Origin of the sequence: Prevotella sp. TF12-30 (genome assembly GCF_003436715.1) — a bacterium.
In the GTDB taxonomy this organism is placed as follows: domain Bacteria; phylum Bacteroidota; class Bacteroidia; order Bacteroidales; family Bacteroidaceae; genus Prevotella; species Prevotella copri_A.
The window spans coordinates 88,433-114,822 of sequence record NZ_QSQJ01000006.1 but is presented as its reverse complement, the minus strand read 5'-3'; the positions used below and the strand labels follow the sequence as shown (position 1 = coordinate 114,822).

23 protein-coding genes are annotated in these 26,390 nt (G+C 47.7%); 19 read left to right on the top strand and 4 right to left on the bottom strand.

Annotated elements, in window-relative coordinates:
• The first annotated feature begins 80 nt into the window (after positions 1–80).
• On the top strand, positions 81–182 hold the full coding sequence (locus DXD25_RS17425) for a smalltalk protein (RefSeq protein ID WP_367379913.1): 102 nt from the start codon (positions 81–83) through the stop codon (positions 180–182).
• Positions 183–283: 101 nt separating this feature from the next.
• Here the strand turns inward: DXD25_RS17425 and DXD25_RS04285 are convergent, their stop codons facing one another.
• From DXD25_RS04285 to DXD25_RS04270, 4 genes are all read right to left on the bottom strand, one after another.
• Positions 284–1,159, bottom strand: a complete 876-nt coding sequence (locus DXD25_RS04285; RefSeq protein ID WP_117661936.1) for a DnaJ domain-containing protein — start codon at positions 1,157–1,159, stop codon at positions 284–286.
• Positions 1,160–1,281: 122 nt separating this feature from the next.
• Positions 1,282–1,749 (bottom strand): MaoC family dehydratase, encoded by a 468-nt coding sequence (locus DXD25_RS04280; protein WP_089543544.1) that lies wholly within the window; start codon positions 1,747–1,749, stop codon positions 1,282–1,284.
• A 62-nt stretch (positions 1,750–1,811) separates the two neighbouring features.
• The gene (locus DXD25_RS04275; protein WP_117661935.1) at positions 1,812–3,065 is read right to left on the bottom strand and encodes a nucleotide sugar dehydrogenase; all 1,254 of its coding nucleotides are present in this window, start codon (positions 3,063–3,065) and stop codon (positions 1,812–1,814) included.
• Between the two features lie 249 nt (positions 3,066–3,314).
• Complete coding sequence (locus DXD25_RS04270; RefSeq protein ID WP_089543546.1) at positions 3,315–3,773, bottom strand: type I restriction enzyme HsdR N-terminal domain-containing protein; 459 nt, start codon at positions 3,771–3,773, stop codon at positions 3,315–3,317.
• Positions 3,774–3,905: 132 nt separating this feature from the next.
• Here DXD25_RS04270 and holA point away from each other — a divergent pair, with 132 nt between their 5' ends.
• The 18 genes from holA to DXD25_RS04175 all read left to right on the top strand — a co-directional run bounded on the left by holA (position 3,906) and on the right by DXD25_RS04175 (position 26,281).
• Positions 3,906–4,934 carry a DNA polymerase III subunit delta gene (holA, locus tag DXD25_RS04265; protein WP_089543592.1) on the top strand — a complete coding sequence of 343 codons (1,029 nt, stop codon included), beginning with the start codon at positions 3,906–3,908 and terminating at the stop codon, positions 4,932–4,934.
• Positions 4,935–5,924: 990 nt separating this feature from the next.
• Positions 5,925–6,512 (top strand): helix-turn-helix transcriptional regulator, encoded by a 588-nt coding sequence (locus DXD25_RS04255; protein ID WP_117661933.1) that lies wholly within the window; start codon positions 5,925–5,927, stop codon positions 6,510–6,512.
• A gap of 166 nt (positions 6,513–6,678) precedes the next feature.
• Positions 6,679–7,455: a dihydroorotate dehydrogenase electron transfer subunit gene (locus tag DXD25_RS04250; protein ID WP_117661932.1), complete on the top strand. Its 777-nt coding sequence runs from the start codon at positions 6,679–6,681 to the stop codon at positions 7,453–7,455.
• Positions 7,456–7,510: 55 nt separating this feature from the next.
• Complete coding sequence (locus DXD25_RS04245) at positions 7,511–8,419, top strand: dihydroorotate dehydrogenase (RefSeq protein ID WP_089543549.1); 909 nt, start codon at positions 7,511–7,513, stop codon at positions 8,417–8,419.
• 117 nt (positions 8,420–8,536) lie between these two features.
• Entirely contained in the window at positions 8,537–8,812 is a 276-nt protein-coding gene (locus tag DXD25_RS04240) for a hypothetical protein (RefSeq protein WP_117661931.1), read from the top strand.
• Positions 8,813–9,393: 581 nt separating this feature from the next.
• On the top strand, positions 9,394–10,227 hold the full coding sequence (locus DXD25_RS04235; RefSeq protein WP_089543551.1) for a prephenate dehydratase: 834 nt from the start codon (positions 9,394–9,396) through the stop codon (positions 10,225–10,227).
• Between the two features lie 29 nt (positions 10,228–10,256).
• On the top strand, positions 10,257–11,426 hold the full coding sequence (locus DXD25_RS04230; RefSeq protein ID WP_089543552.1) for a pyridoxal phosphate-dependent aminotransferase: 1,170 nt from the start codon (positions 10,257–10,259) through the stop codon (positions 11,424–11,426).
• A 26-nt stretch (positions 11,427–11,452) separates the two neighbouring features.
• A complete protein-coding gene (locus DXD25_RS04225) occupies positions 11,453–12,520 on the top strand; it encodes a bifunctional 3-deoxy-7-phosphoheptulonate synthase/chorismate mutase type II (protein ID WP_117661930.1) in 1,068 nt (355 codons plus the stop codon).
• Positions 12,521–12,585: 65 nt separating this feature from the next.
• Complete coding sequence (locus DXD25_RS04220; protein WP_117661929.1) at positions 12,586–13,386, top strand: prephenate dehydrogenase/arogenate dehydrogenase family protein; 801 nt, start codon at positions 12,586–12,588, stop codon at positions 13,384–13,386.
• 33 nt (positions 13,387–13,419) lie between these two features.
• Positions 13,420–14,799, top strand: coding sequence for an NAD(P)-dependent oxidoreductase (locus DXD25_RS04215; protein ID WP_117661928.1), 1,380 nt, complete (start codon positions 13,420–13,422; stop codon positions 14,797–14,799).
• 94 nt (positions 14,800–14,893) lie between these two features.
• Entirely contained in the window at positions 14,894–15,559 is a 666-nt protein-coding gene (locus tag DXD25_RS04210) for a hypothetical protein (protein ID WP_142990570.1), read from the top strand.
• A gap of 72 nt (positions 15,560–15,631) precedes the next feature.
• Positions 15,632–16,984, top strand: coding sequence for a signal recognition particle protein (ffh, locus tag DXD25_RS04205; protein ID WP_117661927.1), 1,353 nt, complete (start codon positions 15,632–15,634; stop codon positions 16,982–16,984).
• A gap of 64 nt (positions 16,985–17,048) precedes the next feature.
• Positions 17,049–17,927 carry a bifunctional methylenetetrahydrofolate dehydrogenase/methenyltetrahydrofolate cyclohydrolase FolD gene (gene folD / locus DXD25_RS04200; RefSeq protein WP_117661926.1) on the top strand — a complete coding sequence of 293 codons (879 nt, stop codon included), beginning with the start codon at positions 17,049–17,051 and terminating at the stop codon, positions 17,925–17,927.
• A 268-nt stretch (positions 17,928–18,195) separates the two neighbouring features.
• Positions 18,196–20,784, top strand: coding sequence for an alpha-L-arabinofuranosidase C-terminal domain-containing protein (locus DXD25_RS04195; protein ID WP_370453399.1), 2,589 nt, complete (start codon positions 18,196–18,198; stop codon positions 20,782–20,784).
• A 251-nt stretch (positions 20,785–21,035) separates the two neighbouring features.
• Positions 21,036–22,838: a dihydroxy-acid dehydratase gene (gene ilvD, locus DXD25_RS04190; RefSeq protein WP_089543560.1), complete on the top strand. Its 1,803-nt coding sequence runs from the start codon at positions 21,036–21,038 to the stop codon at positions 22,836–22,838.
• 88 nt (positions 22,839–22,926) lie between these two features.
• The gene (gene ilvB / locus DXD25_RS04185; protein WP_089543561.1) at positions 22,927–24,642 is read left to right on the top strand and encodes a biosynthetic-type acetolactate synthase large subunit; all 1,716 of its coding nucleotides are present in this window, start codon (positions 22,927–22,929) and stop codon (positions 24,640–24,642) included.
• Between the two features lie 59 nt (positions 24,643–24,701).
• The gene (gene ilvN, locus DXD25_RS04180) at positions 24,702–25,247 is read left to right on the top strand and encodes an acetolactate synthase small subunit (protein ID WP_089543562.1); all 546 of its coding nucleotides are present in this window, start codon (positions 24,702–24,704) and stop codon (positions 25,245–25,247) included.
• A 191-nt stretch (positions 25,248–25,438) separates the two neighbouring features.
• Positions 25,439–26,281: an acyl-[acyl-carrier-protein] thioesterase gene (locus DXD25_RS04175; protein ID WP_117661924.1), complete on the top strand. Its 843-nt coding sequence runs from the start codon at positions 25,439–25,441 to the stop codon at positions 26,279–26,281.
• Positions 26,282–26,390: the final 109 nt, after the last annotated feature.

Here is a 26,390-nt window from a genome sequence, read left to right as displayed (position 1 = left end):
TTAGGACGTTTTTTAACGGCGGATTGCAAATCCGCCGAAACGCCTAACGGAATTTATCGCTAATCATTAATCACTAAAAAATGCCTATGAAGAAAGAAACTTGGAAAACTGTATTTCAGATAGTACTATCTATTTTGACCGCCATTGCCGCCTCTCTGGGCGTGACGAGCTGCATGTCTTAACACATCAAATAAAAAAAGTGCCGGTAGGATTCACCTATCGGCACTTTTGCTGTATATGAATATCCTTGCTGTATATGAATTTCCTTGTTGAAATCCTTTTCCTAGATGCCTCTAGCCTTGTAGATCTTATCCTTGGCATCATTGATTTCCTGGAATTTCTTCTCGGCGGCACGGCGAACATCCTCGCCCAGAGCTGCTACCTTGTCGGGGTGATGCTTGAGCGCCATCTTGCGATAGGCTGCCTTCACCTCGTCGTTGGAAGCGTCGGGGGAGACACCGAGGATGCGGTAGGCATCTTCCAGCGAAGTGGCAGATGTGGCCGATGAACCGCCGCCATGCATGCCCAGCATCTGATCTACATCCGATGCTTCCAGACCCATATGGAGGGCTATTTCCTTCAGCGCCTGAATCTCCTCAGGAGAAACCACATTGTCTGCCTGGGCTATCATCACGAGGAAGTTGAGCAACTGCAGGCGCTGCTCGTACATCATGTTGGCACGTATCTGATGACAGCTGTCCTGTATTACCGTGCGATACTGCTGCATGCCCATACGCTTCTGCTGCTCGAAGAGCTTGAGGAGGATTTCCTCGCCCTGCTGCTTCGCTGCCATACCGAAGTTCTGGAGTAGGAACCGGCGCACCAGCTCCATCTCTGAATGCATGATCCTGCCATCTGCATTGATAATGTATGAGGCGAGAACCAGGAGCGAGAACATAAAACTATTTCGCTCTCCCTCGTAGGCGTGCTGCTGACCGTAGCCGCCGTAACTTCCGTTTCCATATCCTCCGCTGCCATATCCGCTGTAAGCTTCGTAGGCGTTGGAGTATTCTCTGTTGTTATGTCCCTCACTGCCAGGCTTGTTGACCTCGTCTAGCCCATGGTCGAAGAGCGATCCGAGGGCGAATCCTGCAAGGGCGCCAAGAGGTCCTGCGGTGATGAATCCCAGAAAACCTCCTATCCATTTTCCTGCTGCCATATATACTGATTTTTCTGAATGATAATCAAGTTGAAAAAAGCCCCCGACTTCTGCTGTATGCTAAGAAAAGAAGCATGCAACTTCGGAAGGGGGCAAGTGCTGACTATTTAGAGGTATCTTTTTTATTTCTCGAAATAGTAGAGGAACTGGGCAATACCAGAAAGTGCTGGCTTGCGCTGGCCTTCTATCTCGATGGTAAACTTGATGCTGGTCTTGCAGATACCACGGAGATTCTGAATATCATGGAGTGTTGCCACGAGGCGAACACGTGAACCGGTGATGACCGGCTGACCGAAACGCATCTCATCCATACCATAGTTTACGAGCATCTTGATGTTGTTTACCTCGATGATCTGCTGCCAGAGATAAGGCAGTACAGAGAGGGTGAGGTAGCCGTGAGCGATGGTGCTGTGGTAAGGGCTTTCTACCTTTGCGCGCTCTACATCTACGTGAATCCACTGTGGATCGAGGGTTGCGTCTGCAAACTTGTTGATACGGTCCTGGTCGATCTGCAACCAGTCTGATTCACCTAACTTCTCACCGAGGTGAGATGCAAAATCCTCATAGGAATTGATTACTAACTTTGCCATTTTTATCTTTTTTTTTAATTGTTATTTGCGATATTCTTAAAGCTTTTGCCCTTTTAAGGGCGTTAGTCTCTTCGGAAGATATCCCGGGTATAGACTTTTTCCTTCACATCGTCGAGGCATTTATCGTATCTGTTGGCGATGATCGCCTGACTCTGCTTCTTGAAATCCTCCAGGTCGTTTACCACGCGGCTGCCGAAGAAGGTGGTTCCGCTCTTCAGCGTAGGTTCGTAGATGATAACCTGGGCGCCCTTTGCCTTGATGCGCTTCATTACGCCCTGGATGCTGCTCTGGCGGAAATTGTCGCTGTTGCTCTTCATCGTGAGGCGATACACGCCGATGGTGCAAGGCTTCTCTTCCTCCTCGCGGTAGTTGTTCTGGTTGGCGTAATCGTAGTAGCCTGCCATGTGGAGTACCCGGTCGGCGATGAAATCCTTGCGGGTGCGGTTGCTCTCTACGATGGCCTGGATCAGATTCTCGGGCACGTCGGCATAGTTTGCCAGCAGCTGCTTAGTATCCTTCGGCAGACAGTAGCCGCCATATCCGAACGACGGATTATTGTAGAAGGTGCCAATGCGAGGGTCCAGTCCCACACCCGATATGATGGCCTGGGTGTCGAGTCCCTTCATTTCGGCGTATGTGTCCAGCTCGTTGAAGTAGCTTACCCGGAGCGCCAGGTAGGTGTTGGCGAAGAGTTTCACAGCCTCTGCCTCTGTGAGTCCCATGAAGAGGGTGTCGATGTTCTCCTTGATGGCTCCCTCCTGCAGGAGTTCTGCGAAGAGATGCGCCGCCTGGTCGAGTCGCTCATCTCCTGCCGGTCTGCCCACGATGATGCGGCTAGGGTAGAGATTGTCGTAGAGCGCCTTGCTCTCGCGCAGGAATTCCGGGGCGAAGATGATGTTTTCGCTGCCCATCTTCCGGCGTATGTTCTCGGTGTAGCCCACTGGGATGGTGCTCTTGATGACCATGATGGCATCGGGGTTCACCTCCTTGACCAGCTGGATGACCTCTTCTACATGCGATGTGTCGAAGTAGTTCTTCACGGGGTCGTAGTTGGTTGGCGTGGCGATTACCACGAAGTCGGCATCCCTGTAGGCTGCGGCTGCATCGGTAGTAGCCTTGAGGTTGAGCTTTTTCTCTGCCAGGTATTTCTCGATGTATTCGTCCTGGATAGGCGAGCGGCGGTGGTTGATGAGTTCCACCTTTTCGGGAACCACATCCACAGCCACCACCTCGTGATGCTGGCTCAGCAGCGTGGCGATGCTCAATCCTACATAGCCTGTTCCGGCTACGGCTATCTTTATATTTTCTTTTGCCATTACCTTTTTTATGTTTAAATTGCTGCAAAGGTAATAATAAATAGGTAGAATGCAAAATGTTGCGCCGATTTTTATTAAAAAATAACTGAAATGGCGGCTAAAAAAGCCCTTCAAAATTTGCGTATTTCTGAGCATCTGTACAATTGGCCGGAAATACGCAAATTTTGGAGGGGGATAAATGGGGCGTTTTGGGGGTGATGATGCAGTGATGGGAGAGAAGCTGGGTGTCTGCCTTTCTGTCTGATTTTCCTATATTGTCAATAAATCAGAATAGTCGGGAATCTCTTCGAGAAATAAATATTTTTTATCGTCGTAATCCATCCGGCAGATATAGTGCTCCAGTCCGTTGCTCACCACCAGATAATCTACGTGGAGCAGGAGATTATATACCGAAATCTGATCGAATACCTTCTGCGTGATGGGGATATGCGGTGCCTTGTATTCGATAATCATCCTGGGGCGGAGCTCGCGGCTGTAGAGCACGCTGTCGGCACGCAGCACCTTGTCGCCGCATTTCAGCTGAATCTCGTTGGCGAGCAGCGAGGCAGGGTAGCCCTTGTGTTCGATGAGATAGTGTACGAAGTGCTGGCGCACCCATTCTTCGGGCGTGATGGCTACGTATTTCCTGCGCAGCACATCCAGTATCTTGGGCTGCTGTTTCGTGCCCGAAACCTTCATTTCGAAGGTTGGTAAGTTCAAGCGAATCATTTTTTATACCTTATTATATATATAGTTCGATTTATTTTTGTACCTTTGCAAATGGATTGCAGGCTGTATTCTCTGTGCAGACAGATGAATGGCAGGCTGGAATCACAGTGCAAAGATACAAAAAATAAATCAATGGCAGAAAAGAAAAATGCAATAAGTTACGAGTCGATCATGAAAGATCTCAAGGCTCGGAAGTTTGCGCCCGTGTATGTTCTGATGGGCGACGAACCTTTCTATATAGACAAGATCTGCGATTATATCGCCGAAAACGTGCTCCAGCCGGAAGAGCGGGACTTCAACCAGACCGTGCTTTTCGGGGCGGATACCACGGCGGTGCAGGTGGTGGATCAGTGTAAGGGATATCCGATGATGGCGGAATTCAGGGTGGTGATTGTAAAAGAAGCACAGAATCTGAAGAGCCTGGATGCCCTGGAAAAGTATCTCGAGAAACCGGTGAAATCCACCGTTCTCGTCATCTGTAACAAAAACGGCAGTATCGACCGCAGAAAGAAGTTCATCCCGAGAGCCGAACAGGTGGGAGTGGTGTTCGAGAGCAAGAAGCTCTACGACCGTCAGCTTCCGGGTTTCATTGAAACCTATCTCAAGGCTCGCAAGGCAACCATCGAACCGAAGGCGGTGCAGATGGTGGCAGATCATATCGGTGCTGATCTTCATCGCCTCACCTCCGAACTCGACAAGCTGCTCATCTCTCTTCCTGACTCCGACCGACGGGTGACTCCGGATGTGGTGGAACGTGAAATAGGAGTGAGCAAGGACTTCAATGCTTTCGAACTTCGCAGCGCCATCATCCAGCGTGATGTTTTCAAGGCAAATCAGATAATAAACTATTTTGACAGCAACCCGAAGTCGGGTTCGCTCTATGCGCTCCTCCCGTTGCTCTTCAGTTATTTCCAGAATCTGATGATAGCCTATTATGCTCCGAATAAGCAGAACGAAAATGAGCTTGCAAAATTCCTGGATTTGCGCGGAACCTGGGCGGTGCGCGATTATACGATGGGAATGAGAAACTATTCCGGAGTGAAAGTGATGCAGATTATCGAGAAGCTGAAAGAGGTGGATGCGAAGAGCAAGGGCATCGATAATCCGTTTACTTCGGCAGGCGAATTGATGAGAGAACTCATCTTTTTCATCCTCCATTAGGCTGCTTTCCGGCTCCAAAAATCCGTCGATGGGCGAGGGTGGGAGAGAGGCTGATTTTTACTCCTCCTTCGTCTTGTCGGAGAAATGAAATGATCTGGAATCGGGGAGGGCGTTTAGCTTCCTGAAAGTGGTGAAAATAGCGTTCGTTATCGGGAAAACGGGCGCTATTTTTTTTGTTTTTCTCGTGGGGAATCTCTCGTTTGGATGGATTTCTCATCTAGATGGTCATTTTTCAGTTTTCGCTGAAATCGTAGTTAACTATAATGAATATCAGCTAGTTAACGAAAATAACCCCCTTCAATACTCGCATTTTTGAGCAAAACCCGACCAACAGGCTTGAAAACGCTCAAAATGGAAAAATTTGCCATCCTCAGCCCCTCTTTTTTTAGTGTTTGCATTTATTAAGGTTTACGTTTCTGTAATTTAGTGATGTAAATGTGTGTTTTGTAAATCGTTCTTTATATTTATGAATCTAAACTAAAGAAAACTAAATCGGAGAAAAAAGAGAGTGAATTTATAAATGTAAATGTAAATCGGGCGGTTTTGAAATATGAATGTATAAATATACAAACGAGTTATCGAAGTGAAAACATATTGAAACCCAGTGTTTTATAGATTTCTGTTGTTTTGAGTAAGGTTGCGATTTTGCATTTGTCACAAGAAAGATGCATAAAAGTGGCTGAAATGCCTATTTATAGGGAATAAAGGCTTTGAAACTCAGTGAAATAAGAGTTTTAAGTAAAGCATATCATTGTAAAAGCTTTAGATTACTAAAGTTAGATTTGTAAATCTAAACCATAAAACTAAGAAAGTAAAGATTGGAAGTTTAAATTTGTAAATACAAACCTAAAGTTTAAAAAACAAAATTTTTCCCGAAAAGTTTGGTAAAACCAAATTTTTGCTTTATCTTTGTAAAATCTAAGAAAAATGGGCCAAAAACGGCCCTGTTCGGAAATAAAACATCGTAAAAAATCAAATTCAAACATAGTGATGAAAGACAGAATCAGACAGATCATGGAGGACCAACACCTCAACCAACAGAACTTCGCGCAGCTCATCGGAAAGTCGACAGCGACCCTGAGCAGCATCTTCAATGATCGCACAAAACCATCGCTCGACATCGTGGATGCAATCAAGAAAAAGTTGCCTCAGGTGAACCTTGAGTGGTTGCTTTATGGTACTCCTCCTATGTATATTAATAAGGTGGAAGGTGCCCAGGCGGGTGCTTCAGCCAGAGGTGAAAACGGAGCGGATGAGGATTCGCTCGATATGTATGGAGACGCTGTAGGTGTGGCTGGTACAGGTGCTTCGGCAGCAGGCATGGGCGGAAGCCATGGGGGCATAGGTGGCGTTGGCGGCGTGGTGGAGCCTACCCTGGATTTCGGGGGCAGCGAGGGATCCGACTCCCCTACTTCTCCATCGCTCTTTGACCAGCCTCAAACACACGGTGTAAAAAGGACACCTAAAAATATCGCCAATGCTGCGGTTAAATATGTGGACAAACCGCAGCGTAAGATTACCGAGATCCGCATCTTCTACGATGACCAGACCTGGGAGACTTTCGTTCCGAAGAAATAGGCCGGTGCTCTGCTGTCGGGAATAAAGTAGGAATAAAGAAGGAGGGGGAGCTGAAAAAATCGCTCTTTCTCTTTGTGAAGTTCGAATTTTGTTGTACCTTTGCACTGCCTATATATAAATAGGTATAACAACAAGCATTAACAACAAGCATTAAAATAGCAATAAGATGAAAAAATATGTTCTAGACCTTAAGGTGGTTTCTGTAGAAGCACTCAGCGATAAGCACGTCTTGATTAAGCTTACCGACGAGAAACCTCTGCCGGAAATCCTGCCTGGACAATTCGTAGAAGTAAAGGTAGATCATTCGCCTGCCACCATGCTTCGCCGTCCTATCTCCATCAATTTCGTGGATAGAGAAACCAACCAGCTCTGGCTGCTCGTTGCCATGGTGGGCGACGGAACCCGCCAGCTCGGAAAGCTTCAGGCTGGCGATACGCTCAACTGTATGCTGCCTCTGGGCAATGGTTTCACCATGCCTGCAGAGAAGAGTCAGAAGTATCTCCTCGTGGGTGGTGGCGTAGGTGTGGCTCCTCTGCTCTACTTCGGAAAACTCATCAAGGAGTTTGGTGCTGATGTAACCTTCCTGCTGGGTGCCCGCAAGGCTTCCGACCTGCTGGAGCTGGATGAGTTTGCCAAGATAGGAAAGGTATGCATCACTACCGAGGATGGCTCTGCCGGCGAGGTGGGTTTCGTAACCAATCACTCTGTGCTGGAGAACGAGCAGTTTGACATGATCTCTACCTGCGGTCCGAAGCCGATGATGGTGAGCGTGGCTCGCTTTGCCAAGAAGGCTGGTGTGGAGTGCGAGGTTTCCCTGGAGAACAAGATGGCGTGCGGCGTAGGTGCCTGCCTCTGCTGCGTGGAGAAGACCACCGAGGGTCATAAGTGCGTTTGCAAGGATGGTCCGGTCATCAACATCAAGCAGCTCACCTGGGATATCTAAACCAGATGCTTCTGGTAGATAATTGTAATAGAATATTATTTGATTAAGAAAGATTATGGCTGATTTAAGTGTAAATATAAAGGATTTGAAGCTGAAGAATCCAGTGATGACTGCATCGGGAACTTTCGGCTACGGATTGGAGTTTGCTGATTTCGTTCCGCTGGAGGAAATCGGAGGTATCATTGTAAAGGGTACTACCCTGGAACCACGCGAGGGAAATGACTATCCACGCATGGCTGAAACTCCACAGGGAATGCTCAACTGCGTGGGTCTCCAGAACAAGGGTGTGGAGTACTTCTGCGAGCACATCTATCCTCAGATCAAGGACATCGATACCAATATGATCGTAAACGTGAGCGGACACTCGCCTGAAAGTTATGCGGAGTGTGCTGCACGCGTGAATGAGCTGGATAAGATTCCTGCCATCGAACTGAATATTTCCTGCCCTAACGTAAAGGATGGCGGTATGGCTTTCGGCGTTACCTGCGAGGGTGCTGCAAGCGTGGTAAAGGCGGTGCGCAAGGTGTATGACAAGACCTTGATCGTGAAGCTTTCGCCTAACGTAACCAGCATTGCCGACATCGCCCGTGCGGTAGAGGCTGAGGGGGCCGACTCTGTTTCGCTCATTAACACATTGATGGGTATGGCGGTGGATATCGAGAAGCGCCAGCCGCTGCTGAGCATCCGTACTGGCGGTTTGAGTGGCCCTTGCGTCAAGCCTGTGGCATTGCGCATGGTTTACGATGTGGCTCATGCCGTGAAGATTCCGGTAGTAGGACTGGGCGGTATCCAGAATGCCAAGGATGCCATCGAGTTTATGATGTGCGGTGCTACAGCCATCGAAATCGGTACTGCCAACTTCATTGATCCTGCCGTAACCAAGAAGGTGAAGGATGGTATGAACGAGTGGCTTGATGCTCACGGCTGCAAGTCGGTGACTGAAATTATCGGTGCCATCAAGTAAATGCTGGTCGCCAACAGAAAAATTACACATTATTATATATAAGCGACCCCAGAACAATCTGTTTTGGGGTCACTATAAAGGTTCAGGTTAATATATAAATTAATATATAAAAGAGGTATGATGGATTTGAATGATATGAATCCCGTTCTGCTCGTAGCAGCTCTTACGCAGCAGATAGCGGAACAGGAGAAGCGGGCGGAAGTTTGCAGCGAGGATGCTGAGAACAAGGCTGCGCTGAGCAAGAACCTGCTGAAACGAGGCAATCTGCTGATGCAGATGGGCGATAAGGAGGGAGCCGGAAAGGATATGCAGAGATATCTGCAGCTGAATCCCGAGAAAATAGAGGAGCTTACCGGAGAGTTTAAGGCTGAAGGAAGAGAACATTGCCGATAATTGCCTGAAAATGCCGGTAAATGTTCTTTCGAAATGATACGAATGCTGATAAAAATCTGCCAGTTTAGGGCTTTTTCTGATAAAAATCTGCTGAAAATCTGCTGAAAAGCAGAAAATATAAGGAAAATAAAGAAAAAACTGACAATTTGTTTGGTGGTATCAAAGAAAAGTGTTACTTTTGCAAACGAGTTGAGACTTTCATCGGTTGATGCTCCATCTGAGCTACTTCTTCCAAGGATAATGGCTCAGCAGAGCAGAGTCTTTCTGAAGACTGATGGCTCAGCAATAAGTGAATAACAAATAAAAGAATAAGAAAATGGAAAAGTTGAACGCTTACTTTTTTAGCTATTACTTTTACTTTGCAAGCAATTGTAAAGCGGGAAGTTGCGTATATATTTCAACTTAGGATATAAGATTCTTGAAATCATCGAAACGGTCCCGCTCTATTGTGAGCAGGACCGTTTTTCGTAAAACTCGAATCCGTTTTCCATAAGCGTTTTCGAAATAATCTGTTTCAAAAAACGTTTTCCGAAAATCCGTTTTCCAAAATCAGGAGATAATGTAAAAAAGAGAGTGAAACAATGAAGAGAATTGCAATACAAGGAGAGTTGGGATCCTTCCACGACATTACCGCCCACGAGTATTTCCAGGGCGAGCAGATAGAGTTAATCTGTTGCGCTACCTTCGAGGAGGTGTTTGAGAACATCAAGCGAGATCCTACCATCATCGGCATCTGCGCCATCGAGAACACCATCGCCGGCAGTCTGCTCCACAACTACGAGCTGCTCCGGGAGAGCGGAACCACCGTGGTGGGAGAGCACAAGCTCCACATCGAGCACAGCATCTGCTGCCTGCCTTCCGACGACTGGAGCACCCTGCAGGAGGTTCACTCTCATCCTGTAGCGCTGATGCAGTGTGGCAAGTTCCTCGCCAATCATCCCGATCTCAAGGCGGTGGAGGCTGAGGATACCGCAGGTTCTGCCGCATTCATCGCCCAGCACCAGGTTCACGGATGGGCAGCCATCTGTTCTGCCTACGCTGCCAGGATGTATGGCATGAAGGTATTGCAGGAGGGAATCCACGACAATCCGCACAACTACACCCGATTCCTCGTGGTCTGCAATCCGCAGAAGGCCGCTCTTCTCCGACCTATCGAAAAGGCCAACAAGGCGAGCATCGTCTTCAGCCTTTCACACGACAAGGGTTCGCTCTCCAAGGTTCTCACCATCCTGAGCTTCTACGACATCAATCTCACCAAGATCCAGTCGCTGCCAAGCATCGGTCATGAATGGGAATATCTCTTCTACGTGGATCTCACCTTCGATAATCTGACCCGCTATCGCCAGAGCATCGATGCCATCACACCACTCGTGAAGAAACTCACGGTGCTGGGAGAATATGAGGAAAAAGAATAGTAACATTTCATAATAAAAGAGAATAAAAAATGATACAACCAGCCAATAGAGTAACAGAAATACAGGAATACTACTTCAGCCGAAAGCTGAAGGAAGTGGCTAAGCTTAATGCCGAGGGACAGGACATCATCAGCCTCGCCATCGGAAGTCCAGACATGCCGCCTTCTAAGCAGACCATCGATACGCTCTGCGAGGTAGCCCATAACCCTGCTGCACACGGATATCAGCCTACGGTGGGCATCCCGGAGTTGCGCAAGGCGATGGCTGGTTATTACAAGAGATGGTATGACGTGGATCTTGACTGGGCTACGGAAATCCAGCCCCTCATTGGTAGCAAGGAGGGAATCCTGCACGTTACGCTCGCCTTCTGTAACCCTGGCGACGAGGTGCTCATCCCAAACCCGGGCTATCCTACCTATACTGCCATCAACAAGATTCTCGGCACCAAGATTACCTATTACGACCTGCGCGAGGACAATGAATGGCAGCCAGACTTCGAGGCGCTGGAGAAGATGGATCTCAGCCACGTGAAGCTGATGTGGACCAACTATCCGAACATGCCGACCGGAGGCGTGGCAAAGATGGAGACCTACGAGCGACTCGTGAAGTTTGCCAAGGACCACAACATCGTGGTGGTGAACGACAACCCTTATTCGCTCATCCTCAACGAGCATCCGCTGAGCATCATGCAGGTGCCGGGCGCCAAGGACTGCTGCATCGAATTCAATTCGCTCAGCAAGAGCCACAACATGCCGGGATGGCGTGTGGCTATGATTTCGAGCAACAAGCAGTTTATCTCCTGGATCCTGAAGGTGAAGAGCAACATCGACAACGGATGCTTCCGCGGAATCCAGCTCGCTGCTGCCGAGGCCATGCTCAACAATACCGACGAGTGGCACCGTGAGAACAACATCACCAACTATCGCCGCCGCCGCGACATAGCCGAGCAGATCATGCAGGTATTGGACTGCAAGTTTGATCCTAACCAGGTGGGCATGTTCCTCTGGGGCAAGATTCCGGAGAAATACGCCGATGTTGAAGACCTCACAGAGAAGATTCTCCACGAGGCGCGCGTATTCATCACCCCTGGATTCATCTTCGGAAGCAACGGCAAGCGATACATCCGCATCAGCCTCTGTGCCAAGGATGAGAAAATGAAGGAGGCACTGGAAAGAATCAGAAAAGTCTTTGGAAAGTAAAAAATAAAAAATTAAAATATACGACTATGGAATTAGAATTAGAACCATTGAATCTCCCTAGTGATCAGGAACGCCCTATCGTCATTGCAGGCCCATGCTCTGCAGAGACTGAAGAGCAAGTTATGACTACCGCCAAGCAGCTGGCTGCTAAAGGCTGCCACATGTTCCGCGCTGGTGTATGGAAGCCACGTACCAAACCTGGAGGCTTCGAGGGAAATGGCGAGATTGCCTTGCCTTGGATGAAGCAGGTGAAGGAGGAGACCGGTATGCTCACTGCTACCGAGGTGGCTACTCCTGAGCATGTGGAGCTCGCCTTGAAATATGGAATCGATGTTCTGTGGGTGGGAGCCCGTACTTCTGCCAATCCATTCGCTATGCAGGCACTGGCAGACAGCCTTCAGGGCGTGGATGTTCCGGTGCTGGTGAAGAATCCGGTGAATCCGGATCTTGAGCTCTGGATCGGTGCGCTCCAGCGTATCAACCAGGCTGGTATCAAGCGACTCGGTGCCATCCATCGCGGTTTCTCCAGCTTCGACAAGAAGATCTACCGCAATCTTCCTATGTGGCAGATTCCTATCGAGCTGCACCGCCGCATTCCTCAGTTGCCTATCATCTGCGACCCTAGCCACATCGGCGGTCGCCGCGACCTCATCGCTCCTCTCTGCCAGCAGGCTATGGACCTGGGTTTCGACGGTCTGATCGTAGAGAGCCACTGCTCTCCTGATGATGCATGGAGCGATGCCAAGCAGCAGGTTACTCCAGATATCCTGGATTACATCCTGAGCCTCCTCGTAGTTCGTGATGAGCATTATTCTACAGAGGGTCTGCATCAGCTGCGCGGTCAGATTGATGAGTGTGACAACCAGCTGATGGATCTCCTTGCCAAGCGTATGCGTGTATGCCGCGAAATCGGTACCTACAAGAAGGAGCACAATATGACAATCGTACAGACCAACCGCTACAACGAGATTCTCGAGAAGCGTGGTGCCCAGGCTTCACTCTGCGGAATGAGCCCAGAGTTTGCTGCCCAGATCTTTGAGCATATCCACGAGGAGAGTGTTCGCCAGCAGTTGGAAATTCTGAATCAGAAATAAATTAAGTGAAGAGTAGAGGACGAAAGACTTCGGCCTTCACTCTTCATTCTTCACATTATAAAGAAATGAGAATTTTGATAATGGGAGCAGGAAAGATGGGAAGCTTTTTCATCGACCTGCTCAGCTTCGACCACGAGGTGGCTGTGTATGAAAAGGATGCCAAGCGACTGCGCTTCACCTATAACTGCTACCGTTTCACCAAGATGGAGGAGGTGGAGATGTTCCGCCCGGAACTCGTCATCAATGCTGTGACCGTGAAATACACCATCCCGGCATTCGAGGAGTTGCTGCCACATCTCTCTAAAGACTGTATCATCAGCGACATTGCGTCGGTGAAGACAGGATTGCAGGAGTTTTACGACAAGAGCGGCTTCCGCTACGTGAGCACCCACCCGATGTTCGGTCCTACATTCGCCAACCTGAACCAGCTCTCCGAGGAGAATGCGGTCATCATCAAGGAGGGCGACTATATGGGTAAGATTTTCTTTAAGGATCTCTATCAGAAGCTCGGACTGAGCCTGCATGAGTACACCTTTGATGAGCACGACCAGACGGTGGCTTACTCGCTGAGTATTCCGTTTGTCAGCACTTTTGCCTTTGCGGCGGTGATGAAGCATCAGGATGCTCCTGGTACCACCTTCAAGCGCCACATGCAGATAGCCAAGGGCGTATTGAACGAAGATGACTATCTCTTGCAGGAAATCCTCTTCAACCCATATACATCTGGACAGGTGGCCCAGATTCGCGAAGAGCTGGCTGAACTCATCGATATCATCGATCACAAGGATGCCAAGCGCATGAAACTCTTCCTCACCAAAATCAGAAATCATGTGAAGGAAGACATCGAAATCAAGCAGCAGAAATAGGAAAAAACAGAAGACAAAGAAGAGTAGTAGATTATGAGTGAACAGATTGATCAACAGAATAACACAGCTGAACAGCCTAGCATGTTTCAGGTGGTAAACGAGGGATTCACTACCCGAGAGGCGATTGAGGAAGCCAAGAGATGTCTGCATTGCAAGATTCCGCAGTGTAAGAAGGGATGCCCTATTGAAAACGATATACCGGATTTCGTACACGAACTGTCGATGGGTAACATGGGTGCTGCGATGAGCATCATCAATGCCAAGAGCAATCTGCCGGCTATCTGTGGACGCGTGTGTCCTCACGAGAAGCAGTGCCAGGGACATTGTGTGCTCGGCAAGAAGGGAAAACCTGTACAGATTGGAAAATTGGAGCAGTTTATCGCTGATTTCGATACCAAGATGAATCTCTCCCGTGAGCTCCTGCCACAGAAAACCCGTGGTAGAGTGGCTGTAATCGGTTCGGGTCCTGCAGGACTTACCGTAGCCGGTGATTTGGCAAGACAGGGATTCAATGTAACGATTTTTGAAGGACAGGCTGAACCGGGTGGCGTACTGATGTACGGTATTCCGGAGTATCGCTTGCCAAAGACTGTGGTGCGCGATGAGGTGAGCAAGATTGCTGCCTTGGGCGTGCAGTTTATCACCAACTGTATGGTGGGCGAGAACAATGTCACCATCGACAGCCTCTTCCGTGCCGGTTATGATGCCATCTTCATGGGTACCGGTACCAACGTGCCTCAGAATATGGACTCTACACCGGGCAGTAAGCTCCATGGTGTAAGTCAGAGTACCTACTTCCTGCACAATGTAAATGCCTATAACGAAGGTGCCTTGACCCGCGATATGGTTCCTTTGCGCGATGGCGAGAAGGTAGGCGTAATCGGTGGTGGAAATGTGGCGATGGATGCTGCCCGTACTGCCATCCGTCTGGGTGCTGACGTTACCGTATTGTACAGAAAGACCCAGGAGGAGATGCCTGCCATCAAGAGCGAATACGAGGATGCTGTAAAGGAAGGTGTGAAGTTTGAATGGAAAACTACCGTAGAAGCCTTTCTGAAGGGACAGAACGGCAGATTGGGAAGCTGCGTGCTGAATACGCCTGAAGGCGAAAGGGTAGAGAAATTTGATAGAATCTATCTGGCTATCGGTTCGCGACCTGCCAACCGTATCGTTTCTACTACTGCCGGAATCGAGGTGGATGAGAAGGGATATGTAAAGGTGGTAGATCGTCCTTTCGGAATGACTACCCGTCGTGGCGTATTCGCCGGAGGTGATGTGGTGCATCGCCCTCAGACCGTAGTGCTGGCGATGAAGGCTGCCAAGGAGGTGGCTCAGGGTATCGCACAGTATGTGGATGCCATCAAGCTCCTGGAAGAAGCCAAGCGTATCGAAAAAGAAGGTACCTGTTCGTAGAGGTTAATATCTGCTTAATCTGGTTAATATCTATTGCAATATTTTGCGGAATGAAGGATTCTTGTTATTTTTGCCTACAAAAAAAGCAAAGATTATGAAGAAAATTATATTTTTGATGATAACCCTGCTGTCAATGGCTTCCATGGTCTATGCGCAGAAAACATGCGTCATCGCATCTGCCGAGGATCATGTGCCTATCAGGGAAGCCCTCATTCATACGAACAATAACCATTGGGCGCGTACCGACTATCGGGGTTACTGGAATATGCGCTACCAGTTTGATTCTGCTACCGTATCCAAACCGGGCTATATCAAGGCAACCATCCGCTACCAGGAGTTGCCTGATACCGTTTTTCTCCTTCCCGAAGCCAAACAGATTGGTGAAGTGACCGTTTGGGGAAAGAACCAGGAGCATATCGACAATATGGAAGAGCAGATACAAGAGAAGGTGAATTCTGTGCCAACATCACCGGGAGGAATCGGCTTCGATGCCTTCGGCTGGATGGACAAGCAGGGCAGCCGCGACCGGAAGCACAAGAAGCAGGCTCAGGAAATCTTCAAGAAGATGGACAGAAAGGATCCTATCGTCTCTGCCTACGAAAAGGCTACGGGAAAGAAGTATGAACTGAAAAATCCTATCAATCTGAGCGCTAACAAGAAAGAAACTTTGGAAAAGCAGGATGAGACCAGGCAGGAATCATCAGAGAAAACGCTTCCAAATGTTCAAAATGAAGCAAAAGAGCAAGAAAATGAAAAATAATCGAGATTGAGTTGGCTTTCTCGGAAAAAGTTCGTAACTTTGTGCCCGAAATAAAAAAGTACAATTAAGAACATGTTTGAAAATTTAAGTGATAGACTAGAAAGATCTTTCAAGATACTGAAAGGTGAGGGTAAAATTACCGAAATCAACGTGGCTGAGACCATGAAGGATGTGCGCCGTGCACTCCTCGATGCCGATGTTAACTATAAAGTTGCCAAGGAATTCACCAACAAGGTGAAGGAAAAAGCACTCGGCATGAATGTTTTGACAGCCGTGAAGCCAGGCCAGCTGATGGTGAAGTTGGTTCACGACGAGCTCGCTGAGCTGATGGGAGGCGAGGAAGCTCCATTGCGTTTGGAAAGTCGCCCTGCTGTAATCCTGATGAGTGGTTTGCAGGGTTCTGGTAAGACTACCTTCAGCGGTAAGCTTGCCAATATGCTCAAGAACAAGAAAGGCAAGAAGCCTTTGCTCGTGGCTTGCGACGTATATCGTCCTGCTGCTATCCAGCAGCTCCATGTAGTAGGCGAACAGGTGGGTGTACCTGTATATAGTGAGCCTGATAACAAGGATGTGCTCAGCATCGCTGACCACGCTTTGCAGCAGGCTAAGACCAACGGCAACGATGTGGTCATCGTCGATACTGCCGGTCGATTGGCTGTTGATGAGCAGATGATGCAGGAAATCAGCAACCTCAAGAATCATCTCAACCCGGATGAGACACTCTTCGTAGTTGATTCAATGACGGGTCAGGATGCTGTAAATACAGCCAAGGAGTTCAACGACCGCCTTGACTTCAATGGTGTAGTTCTCACCAAGCTCGATGGTGATACTCGTGGTGGTGCTGCCCTCAGTATCCGCACCGTGGTTACCAAGCCTATCAAGTTTATCGGTACCGGCGAGAAGATGGAGGCTATCGATGTGTTCCATCCTGCTCGAATGGCAGACCGTATCCTCGGAATGGGTGACGTGGTTTCGCTGGTAGAGCGCGCACAGGAGCAGTTCGACCTGGAGGAGGCTAAGAAGTTGGAGAAGAAGATTCGCAAGAACCAGTTCGATTTCAATGACTTCTACAATCAGATCCAGCAGATCAAGAAGATGGGTAACATCAAGGATCTGGCTGCGATGATTCCGGGTGTAGGCAAGGCTATCCGTGATGTTGATATCCCAGAGGATGCCTTCAAGGGTATCGAGGCTATTATCCAGAGTATGACTCCTAAGGAGCGTACCAATCCATCTATCCTCAATACATCTCGCCGCCAGCGTATTGCCAAGGGTTCTGGTACTAATATCCAGGAGGTAAATAAGCTCATCAAGCAGTTTGAACAGACACGCAAGATGATGCAGATGATGACTGGCAACAAGATGGCGCAGATGATGGGCCGTATGAAGGGTATGCCAGGTATGCCTAAGATGCCAGGTATGTAATTCTGAAGCAGAGAGCCAAGACTCGAAGCTTATCAATGTAAAAATCTTAAAACAGAAAAGTAAGATGCAGCTAATAGACGGAAAGGCGACAGCAGCCGCCATAAAGGAACAGATTGCCCAGGAGGTGGCTCAGATTGTAGCCGCAGGAGGCAAACAGCCACATCTGGTGGCTGTGCTGGTGGGCCACGATGGTGGCAGCGAAACCTATGTGAAGAACAAGGTTCTGGCATGCGAAAAGTGCGGATTCAAATCTACGCTGATCCGTTTTGAGGAGGATGTTACTGAGGAGGAGCTTCTGCAGTGTGTAGATAAGCTCAACAAGGATGCTGACGTGGATGGTTTCATTGTGCAGCTGCCTTTGCCGAAGCACATCGACGAGCAGAAGATTACCATGGCGATAGACTATCGCAAGGATGTGGATGGCTTCCATCCCGTGAATGTGGGTAGAATGTCGCTGGGTATGCCTAGTTTCATCTCGGCTACTCCGCTTGGAATCCTCACCCTGCTGCAGCATTATCAGATAGAAACCAGCGGTAAGAAGTGTGTTATCCTGGGCAGAAGCAACATCGTGGGCAAACCTATGGCCCAGCTGATGATGCAGAAGCAGTATGGAGATGCCACGGTTACCGTGTGCCACTCGCACTCCAAAAATCTGAAGGAGGAGTGCCGGGAGGCGGATATTATCATTGCGGCTATCGGTAAGCCTGATTTCGTAACAGCCGATATGGTTAAACCGGGAGCTGTTGTCATCGACGTGGGTACGACTCGTGTACCTGACGCCACCAGAAAAAGCGGATTCCGCCTGAATGGTGACGTGAAGTTCGATGAAGTGGCTGAAAAGTGTTCTTTCATCACTCCAGTACCGGGCGGAGTGGGTCCGATGACCATCTGCTCGCTGATGAAGAATACGCTTGCCGCAGGAAAAAAAGAAATATATTATTAGGTCTCTCTAACCCATTAGGGAGTTTATTAGGTTTAGTTGTTAGGTTGGGGGGCAGGTTGCTGTGAAGCATTCTACCCCTTTTTTATTAACTTTATACGATTTTTAAGTCGTATCATCGTATATGTAATGTAATACAATTGAGAATCTAAAAACAAACAAAAAATAAATAAGAAGTAATATGATGAAACCAAAGTATCTACTCTTCTCGGCTGCCCTGTTGGCTATGACCCAAGCTGTGGCGCTGACTCCTGTCAGAAAGCAGGCTCAAATGCCAGCTGCCAAGAAACAAGTTAATAAGACGACTTTGTCTGTTGCAGATAAGGATGCACCTGCCTATACCATTGTGGGCAAGGATTCTACCTGTCAGATTTTCGTGTATTCTCCAGCTCCCAACCAGGGACTGCATCTCGCTTATCTTACAGACGATGAAAGATGGGTGGATGTAGGTCAGCTCTGTTCCTCAGACTTCGGACCTTGGGGCAGTGAGAAAAAAATGTATCGCCCATTCGTTCTCAAGGCAAATGATGGTACCTGGCGGGCTCTTTGGAGTGTAAATAAGACCTCACCACAGTTTGCTGTGGCTTATTCTGAAGATCTTGTAACCTGGCGACCACAGGATTATCCTATCATGAAGGAAAAGAATATCAGTGATGTGGCTGCCTATCAGATGGAAGATGGAACCTTCGACCTTTATCTGAAGACGGAGAAAGGTAAAAGATACGTTCATGCCGACAAGGATTTCCGTACCTTCCAGGAGGATTCGCTGGAAGCTTCTGCCGATGAAATCCTCTGGCAGAGAGATACGGCTACCATCAATGGTAAACTGGTAGAGGGTAATGACTTCGAGATTCCGGCCATTCATCTGAACTATATCCGTGCCTGGCATAAGGCTCTGGCTGAGGAAGCAAAGGAAAACAGCCGGAAGCTGCCTAAGAATGAGGCTGATCTGAAGGCTTATATCGCTGACGTAGAGGAGAAAATCAAGAAAGAGCAAGGTGAGGAGGCTGTCCTTCAGCACGCTAAAATGGTAAAGGAGGCGGATGCAGCAGATGCTTTCACGGCTAAGCTCACGGTGAATCCGAAGCAGAGCCATCGCATCAGCGACAAGCTTATCGGCATCTTCTTCGAGGATATCAGCAGAGCTGCCGATGGCGGACTCTGTGCAGAACTCCTGCAGAATGGCGACTTCGAATACAATGGTGAGCGAAAAGGCTGGAATGCTGCTACTGCCTGGATGGGAATTGAGGCTTCTTCTTCAGCATCTTCTTCTGTATCGTTATCCTCTTCTGCCATCATTTCTACAGAAAATGGGGTAAGCGTGAATAATCCGCATTATGCCATCCTCTCATCTACACCTATTTATAATATAGGATGGGAGGGAATCGTCATCAAGCGTGGTGCCGCTTACGAAGTGAGTCTGTATGCCCGTTGTATCGACGGCAAGAAAAAGCAGCTCACCGTAGCACTCGTAGATCAGGAAGGACTTCCGATAGCCCAGGCTAAGCTGAAGGTGCAGGGACCTGATTGGGCTGAATACAAGGCGCAGCTTGTCATCACAGACAAATATAAAGGTGAACTGGGCAAGGATACCCGTTTTGCCCTCTTGCCTAAGGGAGAGGAAAAGGTTGCCGTAGATATGGTAAGCCTGATGCCGCAGGACACCTACAAAGGTCATGGTCTGAGAAAGGATCTTGCTGAGACCATCGCGGAGCTGAAGCCTCGCTTCGTGCGTTTCCCTGGTGGATGTATGCTCCACGGACAGGGACTCGGCAACATCTATCATTGGAAGGAGAGTATCGGTGAACTGAAAGACCGAAAACCGGCTCTCAATATCTGGAACTATCACCAGACCCGTAAGCTGGGATTCTTCGAGTATTTCCAGTGGTGTGAGGATATGGGCGCTGAGCCTCTGCCAGTATTGGCTGCTGGTGTACCTTGTCAGAATTCCCGGCCTAATGCACAGGGCATCTGCGGACAGCAGGGCGGAATCCCAATGGCAGAAATGCCAAAGTATGTGCAGGATGTTCTCGACCTGGTAGAGTGGGCGAATGGTGATCCTGCCACATCGAAGTGGGCAAAGATGAGAGCGGATGCCGGACATCCGGCTCCTTTCAATCTCAAGATGGTAGGTATCGGAAATGAAGATCTGATTTCCACCGATTTCGAACAGCGCTATCTGATGATCTGCAAGGCTCTCAAGGAGAAGCATCCGGAAATTGAAGTAGTGGGCACAGTAGGTCCATTCCATTATCCATCTTCCGACTATATCGAGGGCTGGAAGATTGCAAAGGAGAATAAAAAATGGATTGATGCGGTAGATGAGCACTATTATGAGCAGCCAGGATGGTTTATAAATCATCAGGATTACTACGATCATTACGACCGTAAGGCTCCGAAGGTGTATCTGGGCGAGTATGCTGCAAATGGCAATAATGAATTAGACCGCGCTTTGGCAGAGGGTATTCATCTCTGTAATGTGGAACGTAACGGAGATGTCGTGGAAATGACCTCTTATGCTCCTCTGCTCTGCAAGGATGGCTATCATAACTGGAACCCGGATATGATCTACTTCGATAATTCGGAGAAAATCCGACTCACCGAGAGTTACAAGATGCAGAAGATGTTTGGTCAGCATTCCGGTGATACTTATATTGTATCTAGCCTGAACCTTCCTGCAGCTCTCAAGAAGTACGTGGGCACCAGCGTGGTAAAGGATTCCAAGACCGGTAAAACCTGGCTCAAGGTGGTGAATGCCTTGCCTCGTACGTTGAAACTCCAGGTGGAAGCACAAGGAGCTGGTGCTGGTAGCAAGCAGGTTGAGGTGAAGGCTCGTTCTGCCGAGGTCTTTGAACTCTAATCTGTTTGTATAAGACATATATGGACCCTTATATTTTGCACAATTGGGCTGCTTTTGTGTAAGGGTTCTGATAAATTGTAAGCAATTTAGCTTATTTTCTAACAAAAATCCGCAAAAATTGAAAGTTTTTGCGGATTTTGTTGTTTGTTTCATAAATTCTCACTATCTTTGCAGTCAAAATTGTAAGAAGAAGGCTTGAGAGAGACCTTCTGGCAATAAAGAACAAGATAATATAAAGAGATAATAACGATATGAAACATCCATTAAGAAGTAGCGTCTGTACTGAAGGCAGAAGAATGGCAGGTGCCAGAGCACTCTGGGTAGCTGCAGGTATGAAACATGAGCAGTTTGGCAAACCTATTATCGCCATCGTGAACAGTTTCACACAGTTTGTTCCGGGTCATACTCATCTTCACGAAATCGGTCAGATTGTCAAGAAGGAAATTGAAGCTATGGGTTGCTATGCAGCTGAGTTCAATACCATCGCTGTTGACGACGGTATCGCTATGGGTCACGATGGAATGCTCTATTCACTCCCAAGTCGCGATATTATTGCTGATTCTGTGGAATATATGGTGAATGCGCACAAGGCTGATGCTATGATCTGCATTTCCAACTGTGATAAGGTTACCCCAGGTATGTTGATGGCGTCTATGCGTCTGAATATTCCTACAGTGTTCTGTTCTGGTGGTCCGATGGAAGCTGGTCGCTGGAAAGGCGAGAATGCTGACTTGATTACCGCTATGATCAAGGGTGCTGATACCAGTGTCAGTGATGAGGAAATGAAGCAGATTGAACAGTGTGCTTGCCCGGGATGTGGTAGCTGCTCTGGTATGTTTACCGCCAACTCTATGAATTCTCTCACAGAGGCTATCGGTTTGAGTCTTCCTGGCAATGGTACTATTCTCGCTACTCACAAGAACCGCATCGAACTCTTCAAGGCTGCGGCTCGTCAGGTTGTGAAGAATGCCTACGCTTATTATGAGGATGGCGATGAGAGCGTATTGCCACGTAGCATTGCTACCCGTGATGCCTTCCTCAATGCCATGACTCTCGATATCGCAATGGGTGGTAGTACAAATACAGTGCTCCATCTCTTGGCTGTAGCTCAGGAAGCAGGTGCCGATTTCAAGATGGAAGATATCGATCAGCTCAGTCGCAAGGTTCCTTGCCTCTGCAAGTTGAGTCCTAATACTCAGAAGTATAGCGTTCAGGAATGCAACCGTGCCGGTGGTATCCTGGGTATCCTGAATGAACTTAATAAGGGTGGACTTATCAATGGTGCTGTGAAGCGCGTGGATGGCAAGACTCTCGATGAGCAGATGAAGAAATACGATATCACAGGTGCCGAGATTGATCCTGAGGCTGACCGCATCTATCATTCTGCTCCTGGCAGAAAATTCTCTACTCAGATGGGTAGTCAGGATGCACAGTGGGAGAGTCTTGATACAGATAGAGAGAATGGCTGTATCCGTGATCTCGAACATGCATATACCAAGGATGGTGGTCTTGCTGTGCTCTTCGGTAACATCGCACAGAATGGTTGCGTAGTGAAGACCGCAGGTGTTGATCCTGTACTCTGGCATTTCGAGGGTCCTGCTGTATGCTTCGATTCTCAGGAAGATGCCTGCGAGGGTATCCTTGGTGGTAAGGTGAACTCTGGTGATTGTGTTGTCATCACACACGAGGGTCCTAAGGGTGGTCCTGGTATGCAGGAGATGCTGTATCCAACTTCTTACATCAAGAGCCGTCACCTCGGTAAGGAGTGTGCCCTCATCACAGATGGTCGATTCTCAGGAGGTACATCTGGCTTGAGTATCGGTCACATCAGCCCAGAGGCCGCTGCTGGTGGTAACATCGGCAAAATCAAGGATGGCGATATCATCGTTATCGATATTCCTAGCCGCTCTATCAATGTGAAGCTTTCCGACGAGGAACTTGCTGCTCGTCCACAGCAGCCACTGAAGCGTAATCGCCAGGTTAGTAAGGCTTTGCGTGCATACGCACAGAGCGTAAGCTCTGCTGATAAGGGTGGTGTAAGAATCATTGACTAATCCTTTTCTGGTTTCCCAGGCAAGAAGGTTTGTCTTTGACAACAAAGAAAATAAAGTTTTTGAATTATTCAGAATAAGATATAGATAAATGGCAAAAGAAGTAATAACAGGAGCTGAAGCATTGATGCGCTCCCTGCATAACGAAGGGGTTAAGACCATCTTCGGTTACCCAGGTGGTAGCATCATGCCAGTGTTTGATGCGCTGTATGGTTACACGAGAGGAGAGAAGAAGATGTTTGATCACATCTTGGTTCGTCACGAGCAGGCTGCTGCTCACGCTGCACAGGGCTACGCCCGAGTCAGCGGCGAAGTGGGTGTTACTCTCGTTACGAGTGGTCCTGGAGCAACTAATACGCTCACCGGTATTGCGGATGCCATGATGGATTCTACACCTATCGTGGTCATCGCCGGACAGGTGGGTGTGGGCGCTTTGGGTACTGATGCCTTCCAGGAGGTTGATCTGGTGGGCGTTACTCAGCCTATCTCTAAGTGGTCTTATCAGATTCGCCGTCCTGAGGATGTGGCATGGGCTGTAAGCCGTGCCTTCTTTATCGCTCGTAGCGGTCGTCCGGGACCTGTAGTACTCGACTTCACCAAGAATGCTCAGATTGCTACTTGTGAGTGGGAACCGGTGAAATGTGAAAAGGTTACATCTTATAATCCATATCCGAAGATTGATGAAAAGGCTGTAGCTGAAGCTGCTGAACTCATCAATCAGGCAAAGCGCCCTTTCGCTCTCGTCGGTCATGGCGTAGAACTCGGTGGTGCTCATAATGAACTGGTTGAATTCCTGGAGAAGGCTGATATCCCGGCTGGTCGTACCCTGCTCGGTCTCTCAGCTCTTCCTAGCAACCATCCGCTTAATATGGGTATGCTCGGTATGCATGGTTCTTATGCTACCAATATGAAGACTCAGGAGTGTGATGTGCTCATAGCCATCGGTATGCGATTCAGCGACCGTATCACGGGCGTTCCTTCCAAATATGCCAAGCAGGCTAAGATTATCCATCTTGATATTGATAAGTCGGAAATCGATAAAGTCATCAAGACTGATGTGGCTGTGATTGGCGATTGCAAGCAGACGTTGCCTGCCATCACTCGTCTCTTGAACAAGAATGTTCATCGCGAGTGGAGAGATTCCTTCGAGGAATATCGCAAGCAGGAGCAGGAGAAGGTTATCGAGAAGGATATTCATCCTACTGAAGGCCCTCTGCTGATGGGTGAGGTGACCAATGTGGTGACTGAAGCTACCAATAATGAGGCTGTTCTCGTGAACGACGTAGGTCAGAACCAGATGATCAGTAGCCGCTATTTCAAGTTTACCAAGAAACTGAGTATTGTTACCAGTGGTGGTTTCGGAACCATGGGCTTCGGTCTTCCTGCTGCTATCGGTGCAACATTCGGCGCACCAGACCGTACCATCTGCTGTTTCTTCGGTGATGGCGGTTTCCAAATGAACATCCAGGAATTGGGTACCATCATGGAGCAGCAGGCACCAGTGAAGATGATTCTCTTGAACAATAACTATCTGGGCAATGTACGCCAGTGGCAGGATTTGATGTTTGAGGGACGTCGCTCTTTCACCCACATGCTGAACCCTCGTTATGAGGAAATTGCCAAGGCTTATGGCATTCCTTACGATGTGGTAATCGACCGCAAGGATCTGAAGGCGAAGGTTGAGAAGATGATCAGCACCAAGGGACCTTACCTTTTGGAATGCGCCATCAAGGAAGATGAGGATATTGTTCCTATGACTCTGCCGGGAAAGAGTGTGGACGAAATGCTGCTTGAGCTCCACTATTAATGGCTTTCGGCTATATATATAATAAGGTGTAACTATACATTTTAAATAATAGAAATAAAATGGAGAATAACAACGATAAGAAATTATATACATTGCTTGTCTATTCTGAGAATATTGCAGGTATCCTGAATCAGATTACCGCTGTATTTACAAGAAGACAGGTGAATATCGAGAGCTTGAATGTGTCGGCTAGCAGTATCAAGAACATCCACAAATATACTATCACGGTATGGAGTGATGCTGAGCAGATTGAGAAAATCAACAAGGCAATAGAGAAGAAAATTGATGTGGTGAAGAGTGATTATTATGCAGATGATCAGATTTTCATCCACGAGGTAGCACTCTACAAGATTTCTACTCCTATTCTCTTGGAGAATCCTGAGGTTTCCCGTACTATCCGCAAGCACGATGCCCGTATGATGGAGGTGAATCCTACCTACAGTACTGTGCTCTTGGCGGGTCTTACTGAGGATATCGCTGATCTTTTCCATCAGCTCAATAGTTTCGATTGTCTTTTGCAGTACAGTAGAAGTGGTAGAATTGCCGTTACAAGAAGCTTCGATGAGCCTATCTCTGATTATCTGAAAAAGAATTCAGAAGAATAGTCTCGGACAGGAATTCTGAAAGAATATATTGATTCTGGAACAAACAGATTTAAACGAGGAAAATCCCTTTGCTTACCTGGTTGGAAGACCAAGAGCAGAGGGATTTTTAGTTTCTTGTATGTAATAAAGATATAGGTGGCTTCGTTATATATATAATAAGGTATAAAACAATAAATCAAAAACCGAAGAATATGAAACAGGAATTATTAGATAAGGTAGGTTGCTACGAGTTTCTGGCAGAACCTTTCCATTGCGATTTTGCAAGTCGTCTGTTTATGGGGCATTTGGGAAATCATCTTCTGAATGCTGCCGATTTCCATAGTAACGATCGTGGTTATGGAATGAATTATCTGATGCCCCGACACAAAACCTGGGTCTTGAGTCGTCTCGCTATCGAGATGCAGGAAATGCCAAAGTCTTATGATAAGTTTTATGTAGAGACCTGGGTAGAGAGTGCGATGAAGTACTTCACTAGCCGAAACTTTAAGATCTGTGCATCTGTTTCGGATGGTTCTGAAGCTGAGAAGGTATATGGCTATGGTAAAAGTGTCTGGGCGATGATTGATACAGAGACCCGTCAGCCCGTGGATATTTTCAGTATCCATGATGGACTTATCAAGGAATATATAGAAACAGAGAAACCTTGTCCTATTGCAGCCAGCTCTCGTGTCAAGATGGGTAAAGATGCAGAATTGGTACGTACTATTCATACCTATTATAATGATGTGGATGTAAATGGCCATATTAATTCTGTGAAATATATCGAGCATGTACTCGATCTTTTTGACCTGGATTATTACAAGACTCATTTTTTACAGCGCTTCGAAATCGCATACGTAGCAGAGAGTCATCAGGGCGATCAGCTGAATTTCTATGTAGAGAAGGTGGGTGATGGGGGAAAAACAGAAAAAGAAGCTTCTGTTAACGAACCTCAAAAAATGGAAGAATTTTGCATAAAAATAACAAAAATAAGCCAAAATAGCGATATTGAGGTGGAAGTTGTAAGAAGTAAGGTGAAATTTATAAAAAAATGAAAGAAAAATTTGGTGGTTTCATAGAAAATCATTACCTTTGCACTCGAAATAAAAAATAAACCCAGTGCCGCTTCCTCGTGTAGGTGGTGGACGGATCAAACAGGCTCTC

Bases quoted from the DNA above. Each gene is read 5' to 3' on its own strand.
- DXD25_RS04215 (WP_117661928.1), top strand. From the start codon at position 13,420: ATGAGTGAACAGATTGATCAACAGAATAACACAGCTGAACAGCCTAGC.
- DXD25_RS04250 (WP_117661932.1), top strand. From the start codon at position 6,679: ATGAAAAAATATGTTCTAGACCTTAAGGTGGTTTCTGTAGAAGCACTC.
- DXD25_RS04195 (WP_370453399.1), top strand. From the start codon at position 18,196: ATGCCAGCTGCCAAGAAACAAGTTAATAAGACGACTTTGTCTGTTGCA.
- ilvN (WP_089543562.1), top strand. From the start codon at position 24,702: ATGGAGAATAACAACGATAAGAAATTATATACATTGCTTGTCTATTCT.
- holA (WP_089543592.1), top strand. From the start codon at position 3,906: ATGGCAGAAAAGAAAAATGCAATAAGTTACGAGTCGATCATGAAAGAT.
- DXD25_RS04270 (WP_089543546.1), bottom strand. From the start codon at position 3,773: ATGATTCGCTTGAACTTACCAACCTTCGAAATGAAGGTTTCGGGCACG.
- DXD25_RS04255 (WP_117661933.1), top strand. From the start codon at position 5,925: ATGAAAGACAGAATCAGACAGATCATGGAGGACCAACACCTCAACCAA.
- ilvB (WP_089543561.1), top strand. From the start codon at position 22,927: ATGGCAAAAGAAGTAATAACAGGAGCTGAAGCATTGATGCGCTCCCTG.
- DXD25_RS04210 (WP_142990570.1), top strand. From the start codon at position 14,894: ATGAAGAAAATTATATTTTTGATGATAACCCTGCTGTCAATGGCTTCC.
- DXD25_RS04220 (WP_117661929.1), top strand. From the start codon at position 12,586: ATGAGAATTTTGATAATGGGAGCAGGAAAGATGGGAAGCTTTTTCATC.
- DXD25_RS04175 (WP_117661924.1), top strand. From the start codon at position 25,439: ATGAAACAGGAATTATTAGATAAGGTAGGTTGCTACGAGTTTCTGGCA.
- DXD25_RS04240 (WP_117661931.1), top strand. From the start codon at position 8,537: ATGATGGATTTGAATGATATGAATCCCGTTCTGCTCGTAGCAGCTCTT.
- DXD25_RS17425 (WP_367379913.1), top strand. From the start codon at position 81: ATGCCTATGAAGAAAGAAACTTGGAAAACTGTATTTCAGATAGTACTA.
- DXD25_RS04280 (WP_089543544.1), bottom strand. From the start codon at position 1,749: ATGGCAAAGTTAGTAATCAATTCCTATGAGGATTTTGCATCTCACCTC.
- DXD25_RS04285 (WP_117661936.1), bottom strand. From the start codon at position 1,159: ATGGCAGCAGGAAAATGGATAGGAGGTTTTCTGGGATTCATCACCGCA.
- DXD25_RS04245 (WP_089543549.1), top strand. From the start codon at position 7,511: ATGGCTGATTTAAGTGTAAATATAAAGGATTTGAAGCTGAAGAATCCA.
- DXD25_RS04235 (WP_089543551.1), top strand. From the start codon at position 9,394: ATGAAGAGAATTGCAATACAAGGAGAGTTGGGATCCTTCCACGACATT.
- DXD25_RS04275 (WP_117661935.1), bottom strand. From the start codon at position 3,065: ATGGCAAAAGAAAATATAAAGATAGCCGTAGCCGGAACAGGCTATGTA.
- ffh (WP_117661927.1), top strand. From the start codon at position 15,632: ATGTTTGAAAATTTAAGTGATAGACTAGAAAGATCTTTCAAGATACTG.
- ilvD (WP_089543560.1), top strand. From the start codon at position 21,036: ATGAAACATCCATTAAGAAGTAGCGTCTGTACTGAAGGCAGAAGAATG.
- DXD25_RS04230 (WP_089543552.1), top strand. From the start codon at position 10,257: ATGATACAACCAGCCAATAGAGTAACAGAAATACAGGAATACTACTTC.
- folD (WP_117661926.1), top strand. From the start codon at position 17,049: ATGCAGCTAATAGACGGAAAGGCGACAGCAGCCGCCATAAAGGAACAG.
- DXD25_RS04225 (WP_117661930.1), top strand. From the start codon at position 11,453: ATGGAATTAGAATTAGAACCATTGAATCTCCCTAGTGATCAGGAACGC.